Here is a 17,396-nt window from a genome sequence, read left to right on the forward strand (position 1 = left end):
AAGCGCACCCGCCCGGAATTTCTTTCCGCTTTTTCTGCCAAACCCGGGTTCGGGAAGCTTAGAAACGGAAGTGCGAGAACGCCTTGTTGGCTTCTGCCATCCGGTGAACTTCGTCGCGCTTCTTCATCGCGCCGCCACGGCCTTCGGCCGCTTCGGAGAGTTCACCTGCCAGACGCAGGGCCATCGACTTCTCGCTGCGCTTCTTCGCGGCTTCACGCAACCAACGCATCGCCAATGCCATACGACGCGACGGACGCACTTCGACCGGAACCTGATAGTTCGCACCACCAACGCGGCGGCTCTTAACTTCGACCACCGGCTTGACGTTGTTGAGCGCTACCGTGAACACTTCCAGCGGGTCCTTGCCACCCTTGGTCTGGATCTGTTCGAAAGCGCCGTACACAATGCGCTCAGCAACCGACTTCTTACCGGAGAGCATCAGCACGTTCATGAACTTAGCTACATCTACGTTACCGAACTTCGGATCCGGCAACACTTCCCGCTTGGGGACTTCGCGACGACGCGGCATGTTTCTTCCTTTACTTTTCAGTTGGAGCTGTTTATCAGCCCCGCGGCCACCAACTAACCCGATTCATCCCTAACGACTTACCAGCCTGGTCGGGTGACCACTTACTCGACAGCACCGGCGATTCCGGCACCACCGCTATTACCGCCCTCGCAGGCGACCTGAAACTACTTTGACCGGCTGATTACTTGCCAGCCTTGGCACGCTTCGCACCGTACTTCGAGCGAGCCTGCTTACGATCCTTGACGCCCTGGGTATCCAGCGAGCCGCGAACCATGTGGTAACGCACACCCGGCAAGTCTTTAACACGGCCGCCGCGAATCAGCACGACCGAGTGTTCCTGCAGATTGTGGCCTTCACCACCGATGTACGAAATGACTTCGAAGCCGTTCGTCAGGCGCACCTTCGCAACCTTACGAAGTGCCGAGTTCGGCTTCTTAGGCGTCGTGGTGTACACACGGGTGCACACGCCACGACGCTGGGGGCAGTCCTGCAAAGCCGGGCTCTTGCTCTTCGTCGTTTCCGACGCGCGGCCTTTGCGAACCAGTTGATTGATGGTTGGCATTGTTTATTCCTGAAATTGAACAAAATCGACGCATCTGTTTCCGGGCAAAGCAGAAACGATTGCGCATCGAACTTCCGGACCGAGGTGCCAGCGCACGAATTCACTTCGCACACAGGCATTCCAAGAACCGGAACCTAGCATAATATTCCGAAAATGCTAAGCGAGTCAACAGGTTGCAATGTTTCGCACGCCTGCCGACCTCAAATAGCGCTCGCGGCTCTCAGTCGGCGGCGACAACTTCCAGCAATTCGTCGCCGAAACGGTCGAGTTTGCGCGCGCCCATGCCGGGAATGCCACGCAAATCCTCGATGGAATCTGGACCGTTGCGCGCAATTTCCGCCAGCGTGGCGTCGTGGAAAATGACATAGGCCGGCACGCCATCGCTCTTCGCCGTCTCAGTGCGCCAAGTGCGCAGGCGCTCCCAGCGGGCACGCTCGCGCGGACCCATACCGATCGTCGGATCGGCCCGCTCGCTTGTGCGACCGGACGACTGACGGGTACGCGTGGGCTTCACATAGCGGCGCATCGTGACGCTCTGCTCACTCTTCAGCACCGCTTTGGCAGCCTCTGTCAGTACCAGCGAGCCGAAACCTTCGTGGTCGACGGTGAGGTAGCCGAATGCGACGAGCTGGCGAAAGATAGCGCGCCACTCCGGCTCGCCGAGCGCGGCGCCGATTCCGAACGTTGTCAGCTTTTCGTGGCCACGTTGCAGGATCTTCTCGCTACGGTTGCCGCGGAGAATGTCGATCAAGTGCCCGGCGCCGAAATGAAAGCCGCTCGCCCGCTGCGCGCGGAATACGCAGGACAGCGCCATCTGCGCTTCGCGTGTCGCGTCCCAGGTGTCGGGCGGCTCGATGCAGTTGTCGCAGTTGCCGCACGGCTTGCTCGATTCGCCGAAATACGCGAGCAACCGCACCCGGCGGCAGGTCGCCGCTTCGCAAAGTCCGAGAAGCGCATCGAGCTTGCCTGTCTGGACGCGCTTATGCGCATCGTCGGCGTCGGATTCGTCAATCATCTTGCGCTGCTGCACGACGTCGCCGAGACCGTATGCCATCCAGGCATTGGCAGGCATGCCGTCGCGACCGGCGCGACCGGTTTCCTGATAGTAGCCTTCGACGCTCTTCGGTAAATCAAGGTGAGCCACAAAACGCACATCCGGCTTGTCGATACCCATACCAAAGGCGATCGTCGCGCACATCACGATGCCCTCCTCGCGCTGAAACATCTCCTGATGCTTCTGGCGGATCTCGAACTCCATGCCGGCGTGATAAGGCAACGCGCGCATCCCTTTCTCTTTCAACCACTCGGCCGTTTCTTCGACCTTGCGCCGCGACAGGCAATACACCACGCCGGCGTCGGTCGTGCCGTCCGGCTTCGAATGTTCGGCGCGGATGAAGTCCAGCAATTGCGTACGCGCATTGTCCTTCTCAACAATGCGATAGCGAATGTTCGGCCGATCGAAACTCGATACGAAGATGCGCGCGTCATCCAGCGCGAGACGGTGGATGATTTCGTCGCGCGTAATCGCGTCGGCGGTCGCGGTGAGCGCGATGCGGGGTACGTTCGGAAAGCGCTCGTGCAGCACCGACAGCTGAATATATTCAGGGCGGAAATCGTGCCCCCATTGCGACACGCAATGCGCTTCGTCGATTGCGAACAGGCCGATGCGCGTGCGCTCAAGCAGTTCCTGGAAACGGGGCGTCATCAGCCGTTCCGGCGCCACATACAACAGATCGATTTCGCCTTCGCGCAACGCGCGCTCGGTGGCCATCGCTTCCGCGCTCGACAGCGTCGAATTCAGGTACGCGGCACGCACACCGACTTCCGTGAGCGCAGCGACCTGGTCCTGCATCAATGCGATCAACGGGGACACCACGATCCCCGCTCCGCATCCAGCTTCGCGCCGCACCAGTGACGGAATCTGATAACACAACGACTTGCCACCGCCCGTCGGCATCAGCACGAGGCAATCGCCGCCGCCGGCGACGTGCTCGACAATTTCGCCCTGCTGTCCTCTAAACGCGGGGTAACCGAAGACTTCGTTGAGGATTTCGAGCGGACGGGACATGAATTTGAGAGAAGCAGCGTAATGCCGGTGACACGAATTTTACCAACGCATTCGTGCTGCGCCCGCGCTTTGCACAAACGTTAGCCGTTTGGCCGACGAATCCACAAAACCGCACAAAAATGAGGCGCATAAAAAAAGCCGCTCAGTCGAAACTGAGCGGCTTCGCTGGCTGGTGAGCCCGAGCGGCTTGCGCCGCCGGGACTTACTCGCCTGAGTGCTGCTGTTCGGCGGCCGGGGTTTCCGGCGTACCGAATTCGAACGACTCTTCCGCTGCGATCTGATCGAAACGCTCGCGGTCGGACAGTTCCTTGCTCTTGCGTGCCTTGTGGAACGCGAGACCCGTACCAGCCGGAATCAGACGACCAACGATCACGTTTTCCTTCAGCCCGCGCAGATCGTCGCGCTTGCCCATGATCGCCGCTTCGGTCAGCACGCGAGTCGTTTCCTGGAACGACGCCGCGGAGATGAACGAATCGGTCGACAGCGACGCCTTCGTGATACCGAGCAGCACGTTGTCGTAGGTTGCAGGGATCTTGTCTTCCGCAGCCATCCGGTCGTTCTCGTCGAGCATATCCGAGCGCTCGACCTGTTCGCCCATGATGAAGCGCGTGTCACCGTTATCGACGATCTGCACACGGCGCAGCATCTGACGGACGATCACTTCAATGTGCTTGTCATTGATCTTCACGCCCTGCAGACGATACACGTCCTGCACTTCGTCCACGATGTAGCGCGCCAGCGCTTCGACGCCCTGCAAACGCAGGATGTCGTGCGGATCAGCCGGCCCGTCGACAATCATTTCGCCCTTGTTGACGACCTGACCATCGTGCACCAGAACCTGCTTTTCCTTCGCGATCAGGAACTCGTGCTGATTGCCTTCGAGGTCCGTGATAACGAGACGCTGCTTGCCCTTCGTGTCCTTACCGAACGACGTCGTGCCCGTGACTTCCGCCAGAATACCGGCGTCCTTCGGCGAGCGCGCTTCGAACAGTTCGGCCACGCGTGGCAGACCACCGGTAATGTCGCGAGTCTTTTGCGATTCAACCGGGATACGTGCCAGCACTTCACCAACCTGCACTTGCTGACCGTCCTTCACGGTGATCAGAGCGCCGACCTGAAAGCCGATCTGCACCGAGTGCTCGGTGTTCGGGATCTTGACTTCTTCGCCGTTCGCGTCGAGCAGCTTGACCTGCGGACGCACCGTCTTCGACGCTTGCGAACCGCGGCGCTTCACGTCGATCACGACCAGCGTCGAGAGACCCGTCACATCGTCGATCTGCTTGGCAACCGTCACGCCTTCTTCGACGTTTTCGAACTTCACCGTGCCACCGTACTCGGTGATGATCGGACGCGTCATCGGATCCCACGTCGCCAGTTGCGTGCCGGCCTTGATCTGCGCACCGTCCAGTTGCAACAGCGTCGCGCCGTACGGCACCTTGTGACGTTCGCGCTCGCGGCCGTGGTCGTCGGTGATCATCGCTTCGCCCGAACGCGAGATGACGATCTGCTCGCCCTTCGCATTGGTAACGTAACGCATGGTCGCCGTGAAACGAACCGTACCGTTCGACTTGGCTTCAACCGACGAAGCCACTGCTGCACGCGACGCCGCGCCACCGATGTGGAACGTACGCATCGTGAGCTGCGTGCCCGGTTCGCCGATCGACTGAGCAGCGATCACACCAACTGCTTCACCGACGTTGACCGACGAGCCACGACCCAAGTCGCGGCCATAGCAGGCTGCGCACAGACCGTAACGCGTTTCGCATGTCAGCGGCGTACGCACGCGCACTTCGTCGATGCCGAGGCGTTCGATTTCTTCGACCGCGTCTTCGTCGAGCAACGTGCCCGTTTCGTACAGCGTTTCCTGCGATTCCGGATTGACGACGTCGGCCACCGTTACGCGACCGAGAATACGGTCACGCAGCGCTTCGACGACTTCACCGCCTTCGACCAACGCCTTCATGGCGACGCCGTTGGACGTACCGCAATCGTCCTCGACCACCACCAGATCCTGCGTCACGTCGACGAGACGACGCGTCAGGTAACCCGAGTTAGCCGTCTTGAGTGCCGTATCAGCCAGACCCTTACGTGCACCGTGGGTCGAGATGAAGTACTGCAACACGTTCAGGCCTTCACGGAAGTTCGCCGTAATCGGCGTCTCGATGATCGAGCCGTCCGGCTTCGCCATCAGGCCACGCATACCGGCCAACTGACGAATCTGAACCGCGGAACCACGAGCACCCGAGTCAGCCATCATGTAGATGGAGTTGAACGATTCCTGACGCGTTTCGTTGCCGTCGCGATCGACCACCGGTTCCGTCGACAGCTGTTCCATCATCGCCTTACCGACCGCTTCCGACGTTGCCGACCAGATGTCGACTACGTTGTTGTAGCGTTCTTGCGACGTGACGAGACCCGACATGTACTGACGGTCGTACTCCTTCACCTTCTTGGCTGCATCGCCAACGATCTGTTCTTTCTGCGGCGGCACGAGCATGTCGTCGACGCAAATCGAAATACCGGCGCGCGTTGCCAGACGGAAACCCATCTGCATCAGCTGGTCGGCAAAGATCACCGTCTCACGCAGACCGCACTTGCGGAATGCGGTGTTGATCAGACGCGAGATTTCCTTCTTCTTCAGCGGCTTGTTCAGCACCGAGAACGGCAGACCCGGCGGCAGAATTTCCGACAGGATCGAACGGCCAACGGTCGTCGGATACAGCGTAATCTTCGGCACGAACTTCGGCGCGCCTTCCGACGTGTCCTCGTTGTGGACCATTTCCGTGATCCGCACGTTGACGCGCGAGGCCAGCTCGACTTCCTTGTTCTCGTAAGCGCGCAGTGCTTCCGACACGCCGGTGAACGTCAGGCCTTCGCCCTTGGCATTCACAGCTTCACGCGTCGCGTAGTACAGGCCGAGCACGATATCCTGCGACGGCACGATCGACGGATCGCCGTTGGCCGGGAACAGGATGTTATTCGACGCCAGCATCAGCGTACGCGCTTCCATCTGCGCTTCGAGCGACAGCGGCACGTGCACAGCCATCTGGTCACCGTCGAAGTCGGCGTTGAACGCCGCGCAAACGAGCGGGTGCAGCTGGATAGCCTTACCTTCGATCAGCACCGGCTCGAAAGCCTGAATGCCAAGACGGTGAAGCGTCGGCGCGCGGTTCAGCATCACCGGATGTTCGCGGATCACTTCTTCCAGAATGTCCCACACCACCGGCGTCTGGTTCTCGACTTCCTTCTTCGCAGCCTTGATGGTGGTAGCCACACCCATCACTTCGAGCTTGTTGAAGATGAACGGCTTGAACAGTTCGAGCGCCATCAGTTTCGGCAGACCGCACTGATGCAGCTTGAGCGTCGGGCCGACCACGATCACCGAACGGCCCGAGTAGTCAACGCGCTTACCGAGCAAGTTCTGACGGAAACGACCGCCCTTACCCTTGATCATGTCAGCGAGCGACTTCAGCGGGCGCTTGTTCGCGCCGGTCATTGCCTTACCGCGACGACCGTTGTCGAGCAGCGAATCGACGGCTTCCTGCAGCATCCGCTTTTCGTTGCGGACGATGATTTCAGGCGCCTTCAATTCGAGCAGACGCTTCAACCGGTTGTTACGGTTGATCACGCGGCGATACAGGTCGTTCAGGTCCGACGTCGCGAAGCGGCCGCCATCCAGCGGCACCAGCGGACGCAGTTCCGGCGGCAGCACCGGCAGCACTTCGAGCACCATCCAGTCAGGCTTGATGCCCGAACGTTGGAAAGCCTCGAGCACCTTCAGGCGCTTCGCGTACTTCTTGATCTTCGCTTCCGAACCCGTATTCTTGAGTTCGGTGCGCAGCATCTCGACCTGTTCGTCGATGTTGATCGCGCGCAGCAGTTCGCGAACGCCTTCCGCGCCCATCTCGGCACGGAATTCGTCACCGTACTCTTCGACCTTGTTGTAGTAATCCTCTTCCGTCATGATCTGCCGCGCTTTCAGCGGCGTCATGCCCGGATCGATCACCACGTATGCTTCGAAGTACAGCACGCGTTCGATGTCGCGCAGCGTCATGTCGAGCACCATGCCCAGACGCGACGGCAGCGACTTCAGGAACCAGATGTGAGCAACCGGCGAGGCCAACTCAATGTGGCCCATCCGTTCGCGACGCACCTTCGCGAGCGTCACTTCGACGCCGCACTTTTCACAGATCACGCCACGATGCTTCAGGCGCTTGTACTTGCCGCAAAGGCATTCGTAGTCTTTGATCGGCCCGAAGATCTTCGCGCAGAACAGACCATCGCGTTCCGGCTTGAACGTCCGGTAGTTGATGGTTTCCGGCTTCTTAACTTCACCGAACGACCACGAACGGATCTTGTCTGGCGAAGCCAGACCGATCTTGATCGCGTCAAAAACTTCAGGCTGTTGGACTTGCTTGAATAGATCGAGCAGAGCTTTCATTGCTTTCTCTCCGTAGTCCGATTAGTTGCGGTCGAGGTCGATATCGATACCGAGCGAGCGGATTTCCTTCACCAACACGTTGAAGGATTCCGGCATGCCGGCGTCGATCACGTGATCACCCTTGACCAGGTTCTCATACACCTTGGTCCGGCCCGCCACGTCATCCGACTTCACCGTGAGCATTTCCTGCAACACGTACGATGCGCCGTACGCTTCGAGCGCCCACACTTCCATTTCACCGAAACGCTGGCCACCGAACTGCGCCTTACCGCCCAACGGCTGCTGCGTCACGAGCGAGTACGGGCCCGTGGAACGCGCGTGCATCTTGTCGTCGACCAAGTGGTGCAGCTTCAGGTAGTGCATGTAGCCGACCGTTACCGTACGTTCGAACATCTCGCCCGTGCGGCCGTCGTACAGACGCACCTGATTCTTCGACGGCGTCATGCCGAGGTTCTTCGCGATGTCGTCCGGGAATGCCAGATCCAGCGCGCGCGACATTTCTTCTTCCGTCGCACCGTCGAACACCGGCGTGGCAAACGGCACGCCTTCGCGCAGGTTCTTCGCCAGTTCGACGATTTCGTCGTCCGTGAAGCTATCCAGCTCCTCAGCGCGGCCCGACTCGTTGTAGATCTTGGTCAGGAATTCGCGCAGGTCAGCGATCTTCGCCTGACGCTGCAGCATTTCGGCGATACGCCAGCCGAGACCCTTCGCGGCCCAACCCAGATGCACTTCGAGAACCTGACCCACGTTCATCCGCGACGGCACGCCGAGCGGGTTCAGAACGACGTCAGCCGGACGGCCATCGGCCATGTACGGCATGTCTTCGATCGGAACGATCTTCGACACAACACCCTTGTTACCGTGACGGCCGGCCATCTTGTCGCCAGGCTGCAGACGACGCTTAACAGCCAGATACACCTTGACCATCTTCAGCACGCCCGGCGGCAGTTCGTCGCCTTGCGTGAGCTTTTTGCGCTTTTCTTCGAACGCCAGATCGAACTGGTGACGCTTCTGTTCGATCGAGTCCTTGATCGCTTCGAGCTGTGCCGCTGCTTCTTCATCCGCGAGGCGGATGTCGAACCAGTGGTAGTGGTCGAGATCTTCCAGGTAAGCCTGTTCGATCTTGGTACCCTTCGCGAGCTTTTTCGGACCGCCGTTCGCGACCTTGCCGGCCAGCATACGTGCGAGACGCTGGAATGCATCGCCTTCCACGATACGCAGCTGGTCGTTCAGGTCGAGGCGATAACGCTTCAGTTCATCGTCGATGATCTGTTGCGCACGCTTGTCGCGCTGGATGCCTTCACGCGTGAACACTTGCACGTCGATGACCGTGCCGCTCATGCCCGACGGCACGCGCAGCGACGTGTCCTTCACGTCCGAAGCCTTCTCACCGAAGATCGCGCGCAGCAGCTTTTCTTCCGGCGTCAGCTGGGTTTCACCCTTCGGCGTAACCTTACCGACCAGCACGTCGCCTGCTTCAACTTCAGCGCCGATGTAGACGATGCCCGACTCATCGAGACGGCCGAGTTGAACTTCAGCCAGGTTCGAGATGTCGCGCGTAATTTCTTCCGGTCCGAGCTTCGTATCGCGAGCTACGACGTTCAGTTCTTCGATGTGGATCGACGTGTAACGGTCGTCAGCAACCACCTTCTCCGAGATCAAGATCGAATCTTCGAAGTTGTAGCCGTTCCACGGCATGAACGCGACCAGCATGTTCTGGCCGAGAGCCAGTTCGCCGAGGTCGGTCGATGCACCGTCAGCCAGCACGTCGCCACGCGACACGATGTCGCCGACCTTCACGATCGGGCGCTGGTTGATGTTCGTGTTCTGATTCGAACGCGTGTACTTGATCAGGTTGTAGATGTCCACGCCGACGTCGCCAGCAACGGCTTCATCGTCGTTCACGCGAATCACCATACGGCCTGCGTCGACGTAATCGACCACACCACCACGGAATGCCTGAACCGTGGTACCCGAGTCGACTGCCACCGTGCGTTCAATACCCGTACCGACCACAGCCTTTTCAGGACGCAGACACGGCACAGCCTGACGCTGCATGTTCGAACCCATCAATGCGCGGTTCGCGTCATCGTGCTCGAGGAACGGAATCAGCGATGCTGCCACCGAGACGATCTGCGACGGCGCCACGTCCATATACTGGATGCGGTCCGGCGTAACCATCAGCGTTTCGCCTGCTTCACGCGACGACACCAGTTCGTCGGTCAGCGAGCCATCAGCAGCAACCGCCGCGTTCGCCTGAGCGATCACGTAACGGCCTTCTTCGATCGCCGACAGATAGTCGATTTGATCGGTCACCTTGCTGTCCACGACCTTGCGATACGGCGTTTCCAGGAAGCCGTATTCGTTCAGGTGCGCGTACAGTGCGAGCGAGTTGATCAGGCCGATGTTCGGACCTTCCGGCGTTTCAATCGGACACACACGGCCATAGTGGGTCGGGTGCACGTCGCGAACTTCAAAGCCAGCGCGCTCACGCGTCAAACCGCCCGGGCCAAGTGCCGAAACACGGCGCTTGTGGGTGATTTCCGACAGCGGGTTCGTTTGGTCCATAAACTGCGACAGCTGCGACGAACCGAAGAACTCACGAATCGCCGACGAAATCGGCTTCGAGTTGATCAGGTCGTGCGGCATCAGGTTTTCGCTTTCGGCCTGGCCGAGGCGTTCCTTCACAGCACGTTCGACACGCACGAGACCTGCGCGGAACTGGTTTTCCGCCAGTTCGCCGACGCAACGCACACGACGATTGCCCAAGTGGTCGATGTCGTCCACTTCGCCCTTGCCGTTACGCAGTTCGACCAGGATCTTGATCGTGGCGAGGATGTCGTCGTCTTGCAGCGTCATCGGACCGACGATTTCGTCGCGACCGACACGGCGATTGAACTTCATACGACCCACCTTGGACAGGTCGTATGCGTCTTCGCTATAGAACAGACGGTTGAACAGCGCCTCGACCGCTTCTTCGGTCGGCGGTTCGCCCGGACGCATCATGCGGTAGATCGCGATGCGAGCGGCCATCTTGTCGGCGGTTTCGTCGATACGCAGCGTCGACGAGATGTACGGACCTTGATCCAGATCGTTCGTGTAGAGCGTCTGGATGTCTTTGATCTTCGATTCGCGGAGCTTTTCGAGGACGGTTTCGGTGATTTCGTCGTTCGCGTTAGCGATGACTTCACCTGTGTCGCCGTCGACGACGTTCTTCGCCAGCACGCGCCCGAGCAGATAGTCTTCCGGAACCGAGATGAACTTCGTCTTCGCGTTGTCGAGATCGCGAATGTGCTTGGCGTTGATCCGCTTGTCCTTCTGGACGATCACGTTGCCGTCACGATCCGTAATATCGAAACGTGCGACTTCACCACGCAGACGCTCCGGCACGAATTCCATCTGCGCGCCTTCCGGCATCAGCGTGAAATTGTCGAACACGAAGAAGTTCGCGAGGATCTGTTCCGGCGTCAGGCCAATAGCCTTGAGCAGAATCGTGACCGGCATCTTGCGACGGCGGTCAACGCGGAAGTACAGCACGTCCTTCGGATCGAATTCGAAGTCGAGCCACGAACCGCGGTAAGGAATGATACGTGCCGAGAACAGGAGCTTACCCGAGCTGTGCGTCTTGCCCTTGTCGTGTTCGAAGAACACGCCCGGCGAACGATGCAGCTGCGAAACGATCACACGTTCCGTACCGTTGATGACGAACGAACCCGTCGGCGTCATGAGCGGAATTTCGCCCATGTACACTTCCTGTTCCTTCACTTCCTTGACGACCGGCTTGCTCGGCGATTCCTTGTCGAGCAGCACCAGACGCACTTTCGCGCGCAGTGCCGAGCAGTAGGTCAAACCGCGCTGCTGACATTCCTTGATGTTGAATGCCGGCGGCGACAGCATGTAGCTGACGAACTCTAGACGCGCGAACCCGTTGTGCGAAACAATCGGGAAAACGGATGTAAACGCAGCCTGCAGGCCTTCCGGCTTGCGTTGCGTGGACGACGTGTCTGCTTGCAGAAACGTGCTGAATGATTCAAGCTGGGTAGCCAGCAGGAAAGGTACTTGGTGAACGATGGGGCGCTTCGCAAAACTCTTGCGAATGCGCTTCTTCTCGGTGAAGGAATATTGCATACGATCTCCGAATCACGGCGGGCATTGTTGTCGAGGCAGGATACCTTGATGAGACAACCCGAGTGTTCACCGACTGAGACCCGATGGCCGTCCGATGGCTTGAACGAGCCTAGAAGCTTGGTGGTTGGCCGCTACCAACCGCTGGCTGACGGCAGCGGATGCCTATGTTGCCCGCTACCCGACCAAACTTGCCTTCTGCAGTCGCTTCAGAAGACAAAGAGAAGCGCCGGTCAATATTGCCGATAGGCGATTTTCTTTGGCTTCTGGGACCCCCGCTCTTGCCGAAATCAGCTGGCAAAAACGTGATTCCCACAAAGCACAAAAAGGCCGGCGGTGGAAAACCGCCAGCCTTCGCACAACGCGCTGAAACTTACTTGATTTCAGCCTTCGCGCCGGCTTCTTCCAACTTCTTCTTGGCTTCTTCAGCAGCAGCCTTCGGTACCGATTCCTTAACAGGCTTCGGTGCACCGTCGACCAGGTCCTTCGCTTCCTTCAGGCCGAGACCCGTCAGTTCACGAACAGCCTTAATGACCGAAACCTTGTTCGCGCCGACTTCCGTCAGGTTGACCGTGAATTCGGTTTGCTCTTCAGCGACAGCTGCAGCTGCGCCTGCCGGGCCTGCCACTGCAACAGCAGCGGCCGACACGCCAAACTTTTCTTCGAACGCCTTGACCAGCTCGTTCAGTTCCAGAACCGACATCGAGCTTACTGCCTCGAGGATGTCATCTTTTGCGATTGCCATTTGAAATACTCCTAAATTGAATTCGGATACAGCCAGCGATCAATCACGCTCGACTGAAGTGCGTTAAGCAGCAGCTTCTTCGCCTTGTTTCTTTTCTGCCAGCGCGGCCAGAGCGCGCGCAAAGCCAGAAACAGGTGCTTGCATAACGTACAACAGCTTGGAGAGCAGTTCTTCGCGGCTCGGGATGTTTGCCAGCGCTTGCACGCCAGCCTTGTCCATCACCTTGCCTTCGTAGGAACCAGCCTTGATGATCAACTTGTCATTGCTCTTGCCGAAGTCGTTGACGACCTTAGCAGCGGCAATGGCATCTTCCGAGATGCCGTAGATCAGGGGACCGGTCATCTGCTCTGCCAAAGAAGCAAACGGGGTACCTTCAACAGCGCGACGCGCCAGCGTGTTTTTCAACACACGAAGGTAAACCTGTTGCTCACGCGCTTTCGCGCGCAGCTTGGTCAGATCGCCAACCGTGATCCCACGATACTCAGCCAGAACCACGGTCTGGGCTTTCGCGACTTGCGCGGCAACCTCAGCGACGACGGCCTGCTTGCTTTCTTTATTGAGTGGCACGGTTAACCTCCAGATTCGATACACGCAGCGTGCGCCTTGTGTACCGCGTTCAATAACGGCGTCCGACCAGTCAGGAGTATTTCGACCGCCCGATCTCCACATTTCTGCGGACATCCAACGGCGTCATCACTACAAAACCTTTTCGGGTTCGCCATCTGCGTTGGCTTTACATTAAGGGGCCGCCTGCCTGCTGCGTTCCCGCCAACGGTCTTTGACAACCGGTCGCTCGATGCTAACTGCCATCTTGCGACCGCCCAAAGCCCATAAAACCGCCTCGACTCACATCGAGGCGATGAATTCGTTACTGTGCTGCGATCGATGCCTGGTCGACGCGAACGCCAACACCCATCGTGCTCGACAGCGCAACCTTGCGCAGGTACACACCCTTGCTCGTTGCCGGCTTCGCCTTTTGCAGCGCGTCGACGAGAGCGTTCAGGTTGCTGCGCAGAGCCGTCGGCTCAAACGAAGCACGACCAATCGTGGCGTGGATGATACCGGCCTTGTCGACACGGAATTGCACCTGGCCAGCCTTGGCGTTCTTGACCGCGGTCGCGACGTCCGGCGTAACCGTGCCAACCTTCGGATTCGGCATCAGGCCGCGCGGGCCGAGAATCTGACCAAGCGTACCGACAACGCGCATCGTGTCCGGTGAAGCGATCACGATGTCGAAGTCCAACTTGCCAGCCTTGACTTGTTCAGCCAGGTCTTCCATACCGACGATTTCCGCGCCGGCTGCACGAGCCTGCTCAGCCTTTTCGCCTTGAGCGAATACGGCCACGCGAACCGACTTACCGGTACCAGCCGGCAGCACGACCGAGCCTCGAACCACTTGGTCCGACTTCTTCGCGTCGATGCCGAGTTGCACTGCAACGTCGATCGACTCGTCGAACTTGGCGCTTGCGCATTCCTTCACGAGCGACAGAGCTTCGTCGATCGCGTACAGCTTTTGACGATCAACCTTGGCTGCAAATGCTTGCAGACGCTTTGAAAGCTTAGCCATTTACACGCCCTCCACGGTGATGCCCATCGAGCGGGCGCTACCAGCGATTGTACGAACCGCTGCGTCCAGATCAGCTGCCGTCAGATCGGGCATCTTGGTCTTGGCGATGTCTTCAGCTTGAGCGCGGGTGATCTTGCCGACCTTGTCGGTATGCGGCTTAGCCGAACCCTTGTCGATCTTTGCTGCTTTCTTGATCAAAACCGTAGCCGGCGGCGTCTTCAGAACGAACGTGAAGCTCTTGTCCGCGAACGCAGTGATCACGACCGGAATCGGCAGACCCGGTTCCATAGCTTGAGTCTGCGCGTTAAACGCTTTGCAGAACTCCATGATGTTCAGGCCGCGTTGGCCCAGTGCCGGACCGACCGGCGGCGACGGGTTGGCTTTACCTGCAGGAATCTGCAGCTTGATAAAGCCGATGATTTTCTTTGCCATTTTGAAAACCTCTTAGGAACGCCGCCGGGGTACAAGCGGACATTCAGTGAGTAGTAGCGCGCGTTCGCCAAAAACAGGCTACTTGCGCTCCTCAACGGCCATTACGCGGACCGTAAGCGCGAAATACGGGGCGCACCGATTGGTGCGCCCCGTAGAATTCTGGATTACAACTTTTCGACCTGGCCGAATTCCAGCTCGACCGGCGTTGCGCGGCCGAAAATTGTAACGGAAACACGGACGCGCGACTTTTCGTAGTTCACTTCTTCGACGCTGCCGTTGAAATCCGTGAATGGACCGTCCTTCACCCGAACCATCTCGCCCACTTCGAACAGGGTCTTCGGACGCGGCTTTTCCACGCCTTCCTGCATTTGCGACATGATCTTTTCGACTTCCCGCGGGGAAATCGGGCTCGGACGATTACGCGCCCCGCCGACGAAACCCGTCACCTTTGCAGTATTCTTCACAAGGTGCCACGTCTCATCCGTCATCTCCATTTCCACGAGCACATAACCCGGAAAGAAACGACGTTCGGTCACTGATTTGTGACCACCTTTCACCTCGACCACTTCTTCAGTCGGAACGAGGATTTGACCAAATTGGTCTTGCATGCCAGCACGTTCAATGCGCTCTTGAAGCGCACGTTGCACGCTCTTCTCCATGCCGGAGTAGGCGTGCACCACGTACCAACGTTTGCCGCTCGGGGACGCCGGAGTATCGCTCATATCATTTCCAACCCAGAATCACCGAGAAAATCGCCCATTCGATGGATTTATCGCTAATCCAAAGAAAGATCGCCATCACGAACACGAAGCCGAACACTACGAGCGTTGTCTGGGTGGCCTCTTTACGAGTCGGCCAGACAACCTTACGAACTTCTTTGTACGAGTCTTTGGCGAAAGCGATGAAACCCTTGCCAGGCGCGGAGAGAAGACCGACTGCAACACCTGCGATAGCGCCAACAGCCAAGGCAGCTCCGCGGACGTACCATTCCTGGCCGCTGAGCCAGAAGAACCCCACGAACCCGGCCAAGACCAACAATACGCCCGCGACGAGCATCAGCTTGTCGCCGGATGTATTTACAGTTTCGACGGAAGGATTCGCCATAACACCTTAACGAAGCGCCACATACGACGCGTGAGTTGGCAGGGGCAGAGGGAATCGAACCCCCAACCTTCGGTTTTGGAGACCGACGCTCTGCCAGTTGAGCTATACCCCTAAACCATTTTGGGGTTGACGACACCGCCAACCCCGAAACCACCGATTAACGAGAACTATCTGGCGTTACTCGAGAATCTTGGCAACGACACCTGCCCCGACCGTACGGCCGCCTTCGCGGATTGCGAAGCGCAGACCTTCTTCCATCGCGATCGGGTTGATCAGCTTCACCGTGATCGACACGTTGTCGCCCGGCATGACCATTTCCTTGTCCTTCGGCAACTCGATCGAGCCCGTCACGTCCGTCGTACGGAAGTAGAACTGCGGACGATAGTTGTTGAAGAACGGCGTGTGGCGGCCGCCTTCATCCTTGCTCAGCACGTACACTTCAGCCGTGAAATGCGTGTGCGGGTTGATCGAACCCGGCTTCGCCAGAACCTGGCCACGCTCCACGTCTTCACGCTTCGTGCCGCGCAGCAGGATACCAACGTTGTCGCCTGCCTGACCCTGGTCGAGCAGCTTGCGGAACATTTCCACGCCCGTGCAGGTCGTCTTCACCGTCGGCTTGATACCGACGATTTCGATTTCTTCGCCGACCTTCACGACGCCACGCTCAACGCGACCCGTCACCACCGTGCCACGACCCGAGATCGAGAACACGTCTTCCACCGGCATCAGGAACGCACCGTCAACTGCGCGCTCCGGCGTCGGGATGTACGTGTCCAGCGCATCGGCCAGATTCATGATCGCCACTTCGCCCAGCTCGCCCGTGTCGCCTTCCAGCGCCAGCTTGGCCGAACCCTTGATGATCGGCGTGTCGTCGCCCGGGAAATCGTACTTCGACAGAAGTTCACGAACTTCCATCTCGACGAGCTCCAGCAGCTCAGCGTCGTCCACCATGTCGCACTTGTTCAGGAACACGATGATGTACGGAACGCCAACCTGACGCGCCAGCAGGATGTGCTCACGCGTTTGCGGCATCGGGCCGTCTGCGGCCGAGCACACCAGAATCGCGCCGTCCATCTGCGCTGCGCCCGTGATCATGTTCTTCACATAGTCAGCGTGGCCCGGGCAGTCGACGTGTGCGTAGTGGCGGTTAGCCGTTTCGTACTCGACGTGCGCCGTGTTGATCGTGATACCGCGTGCCTTTTCTTCCGGCGCCGCGTCGATCTGGTCATATGCCTTTGCTTCGCCGCCAAACTTCTTGGTCAGAACCGTCGTGATCGCTGCCGTCAGCGTGGTCTTGCCGTGGTCAACGTGACCGATCGTGCCGACGTTCACGTGCGGCTTGGTCCGCTCAAACTTACCCTTGGCCATTTTCGACTCCTAAGAGGATTTATCCGTACGTTGCGCCGCGCGCAAACAATCACCGAGTACTTCTGGTGCCCATGGGCAGGATCGAACTGCCGACCTCTCCCTTACCAAGGGAGTGCTCTACCACTGAGCCACATGGGCGCTACTTCTTTGTTGCTGGAGCGGGTGAAGGGAATCGAACCCTCGTCGTAAGCTTGGAAGGCTTCTGCTCTACCATTGAGCTACACCCGCAAGGATCCATGGATTCCCATCTACTGCTACAACCTGCATTCTGGTGGAGGAGGTTGGATTCGAACCAACGTAGGCGTAAGCCAACAGATTTACAGTCTGCCCCCTTTAGCCACTCGGGCACCCCTCCGCAGAGAACTGATGATTATGAGGGAACAACCGCTTACTGTCAAGGCTTGCTTGACCGTTCCAAACTCATAGCTCTCACTTATATAGTGATTCCAGCTGCT

The 17,396-nt window shown here is 58.6% G+C and carries 13 protein-coding genes and 4 tRNA genes; 1 reads left to right on the forward strand and 16 read right to left on the reverse strand.

Going from position 1 to position 17,396, the window contains the following annotated elements; genetic code table 11:
- Positions 1–58: 58 nt before the first annotated feature.
- From rpsG to rpoB, 5 genes are all read right to left on the reverse strand, one after another.
- Complete coding sequence (gene rpsG, locus PQQ52_RS24425) at positions 59–529, reverse strand: 30S ribosomal protein S7 (protein WP_006053291.1); 471 nt, start codon at positions 527–529, stop codon at positions 59–61.
- A gap of 181 nt (positions 530–710) precedes the next feature.
- Entirely contained in the window at positions 711–1,091 is a 381-nt protein-coding gene (rpsL, locus tag PQQ52_RS24430; RefSeq protein WP_006998493.1) for a 30S ribosomal protein S12, read from the reverse strand.
- A 220-nt stretch (positions 1,092–1,311) separates the two neighbouring features.
- Positions 1,312–3,159 carry a DNA helicase RecQ gene (recQ, locus tag PQQ52_RS24435; protein ID WP_408216902.1) on the reverse strand — a complete coding sequence of 616 codons (1,848 nt, stop codon included), beginning with the start codon at positions 3,157–3,159 and terminating at the stop codon, positions 1,312–1,314.
- A gap of 202 nt (positions 3,160–3,361) precedes the next feature.
- Complete coding sequence (gene rpoC, locus PQQ52_RS24440; RefSeq protein ID WP_408216904.1) at positions 3,362–7,600, reverse strand: DNA-directed RNA polymerase subunit beta'; 4,239 nt, start codon at positions 7,598–7,600, stop codon at positions 3,362–3,364.
- A 21-nt stretch (positions 7,601–7,621) separates the two neighbouring features.
- On the reverse strand, positions 7,622–11,728 hold the full coding sequence (gene rpoB, locus PQQ52_RS24445) for a DNA-directed RNA polymerase subunit beta (protein ID WP_408216907.1): 4,107 nt from the start codon (positions 11,726–11,728) through the stop codon (positions 7,622–7,624).
- A gap of 124 nt (positions 11,729–11,852) precedes the next feature.
- On the opposite strand from rpoB, the gene PQQ52_RS24450 reads away from it, so the two are divergent.
- Positions 11,853–12,095, forward strand: coding sequence for a hypothetical protein (locus PQQ52_RS24450; RefSeq protein WP_408216910.1), 243 nt, complete (start codon positions 11,853–11,855; stop codon positions 12,093–12,095).
- A gap of 3 nt (positions 12,096–12,098) precedes the next feature.
- On the opposite strand, the gene rplL is transcribed toward PQQ52_RS24450, so the two are convergent.
- The 11 genes from rplL to PQQ52_RS24505 all read right to left on the reverse strand — a co-directional run bounded on the left by rplL (position 12,099) and on the right by PQQ52_RS24505 (position 17,296).
- Positions 12,099–12,470: a 50S ribosomal protein L7/L12 gene (gene rplL / locus PQQ52_RS24455; RefSeq protein ID WP_172318043.1), complete on the reverse strand. Its 372-nt coding sequence runs from the start codon at positions 12,468–12,470 to the stop codon at positions 12,099–12,101.
- Positions 12,471–12,533: 63 nt separating this feature from the next.
- Positions 12,534–13,037 (reverse strand): 50S ribosomal protein L10, encoded by a 504-nt coding sequence (rplJ, locus tag PQQ52_RS24460; RefSeq protein WP_054043370.1) that lies wholly within the window; start codon positions 13,035–13,037, stop codon positions 12,534–12,536.
- A 301-nt stretch (positions 13,038–13,338) separates the two neighbouring features.
- On the reverse strand, positions 13,339–14,037 hold the full coding sequence (gene rplA, locus PQQ52_RS24465) for a 50S ribosomal protein L1 (RefSeq protein WP_035554727.1): 699 nt from the start codon (positions 14,035–14,037) through the stop codon (positions 13,339–13,341).
- Positions 14,038–14,469 carry a 50S ribosomal protein L11 gene (gene rplK, locus PQQ52_RS24470; protein ID WP_025496715.1) on the reverse strand — a complete coding sequence of 144 codons (432 nt, stop codon included), beginning with the start codon at positions 14,467–14,469 and terminating at the stop codon, positions 14,038–14,040. It lies immediately after the preceding gene.
- Positions 14,470–14,633: 164 nt separating this feature from the next.
- Positions 14,634–15,191: a transcription termination/antitermination protein NusG gene (gene nusG / locus PQQ52_RS24475; protein WP_007180147.1), complete on the reverse strand. Its 558-nt coding sequence runs from the start codon at positions 15,189–15,191 to the stop codon at positions 14,634–14,636.
- A gap of 1 nt (position 15,192) precedes the next feature.
- A complete protein-coding gene (gene secE / locus PQQ52_RS24480; RefSeq protein WP_046567533.1) occupies positions 15,193–15,573 on the reverse strand; it encodes a preprotein translocase subunit SecE in 381 nt (126 codons plus the stop codon).
- A gap of 36 nt (positions 15,574–15,609) precedes the next feature.
- Positions 15,610–15,685: transfer RNA gene (locus PQQ52_RS24485), tRNA-Trp, on the reverse strand.
- A gap of 65 nt (positions 15,686–15,750) precedes the next feature.
- Positions 15,751–16,941 (reverse strand): elongation factor Tu, encoded by a 1,191-nt coding sequence (gene tuf, locus PQQ52_RS24490; protein ID WP_063497539.1) that lies wholly within the window; start codon positions 16,939–16,941, stop codon positions 15,751–15,753.
- Between the two features lie 63 nt (positions 16,942–17,004).
- Positions 17,005–17,079, reverse strand: a tRNA-Thr gene (locus tag PQQ52_RS24495).
- Between the two features lie 16 nt (positions 17,080–17,095).
- Positions 17,096–17,169, reverse strand: a tRNA-Gly gene (locus PQQ52_RS24500).
- Between the two features lie 41 nt (positions 17,170–17,210).
- A tRNA-Tyr gene (locus PQQ52_RS24505) sits at positions 17,211–17,296 on the reverse strand.
- Positions 17,297–17,396 lie beyond the last annotated feature (100 nt).

This window comes from Paraburkholderia sediminicola (assembly GCF_046030555.1).
GTDB lineage: Bacteria > Pseudomonadota > Gammaproteobacteria > Burkholderiales > Burkholderiaceae > Paraburkholderia > Paraburkholderia sediminicola_E.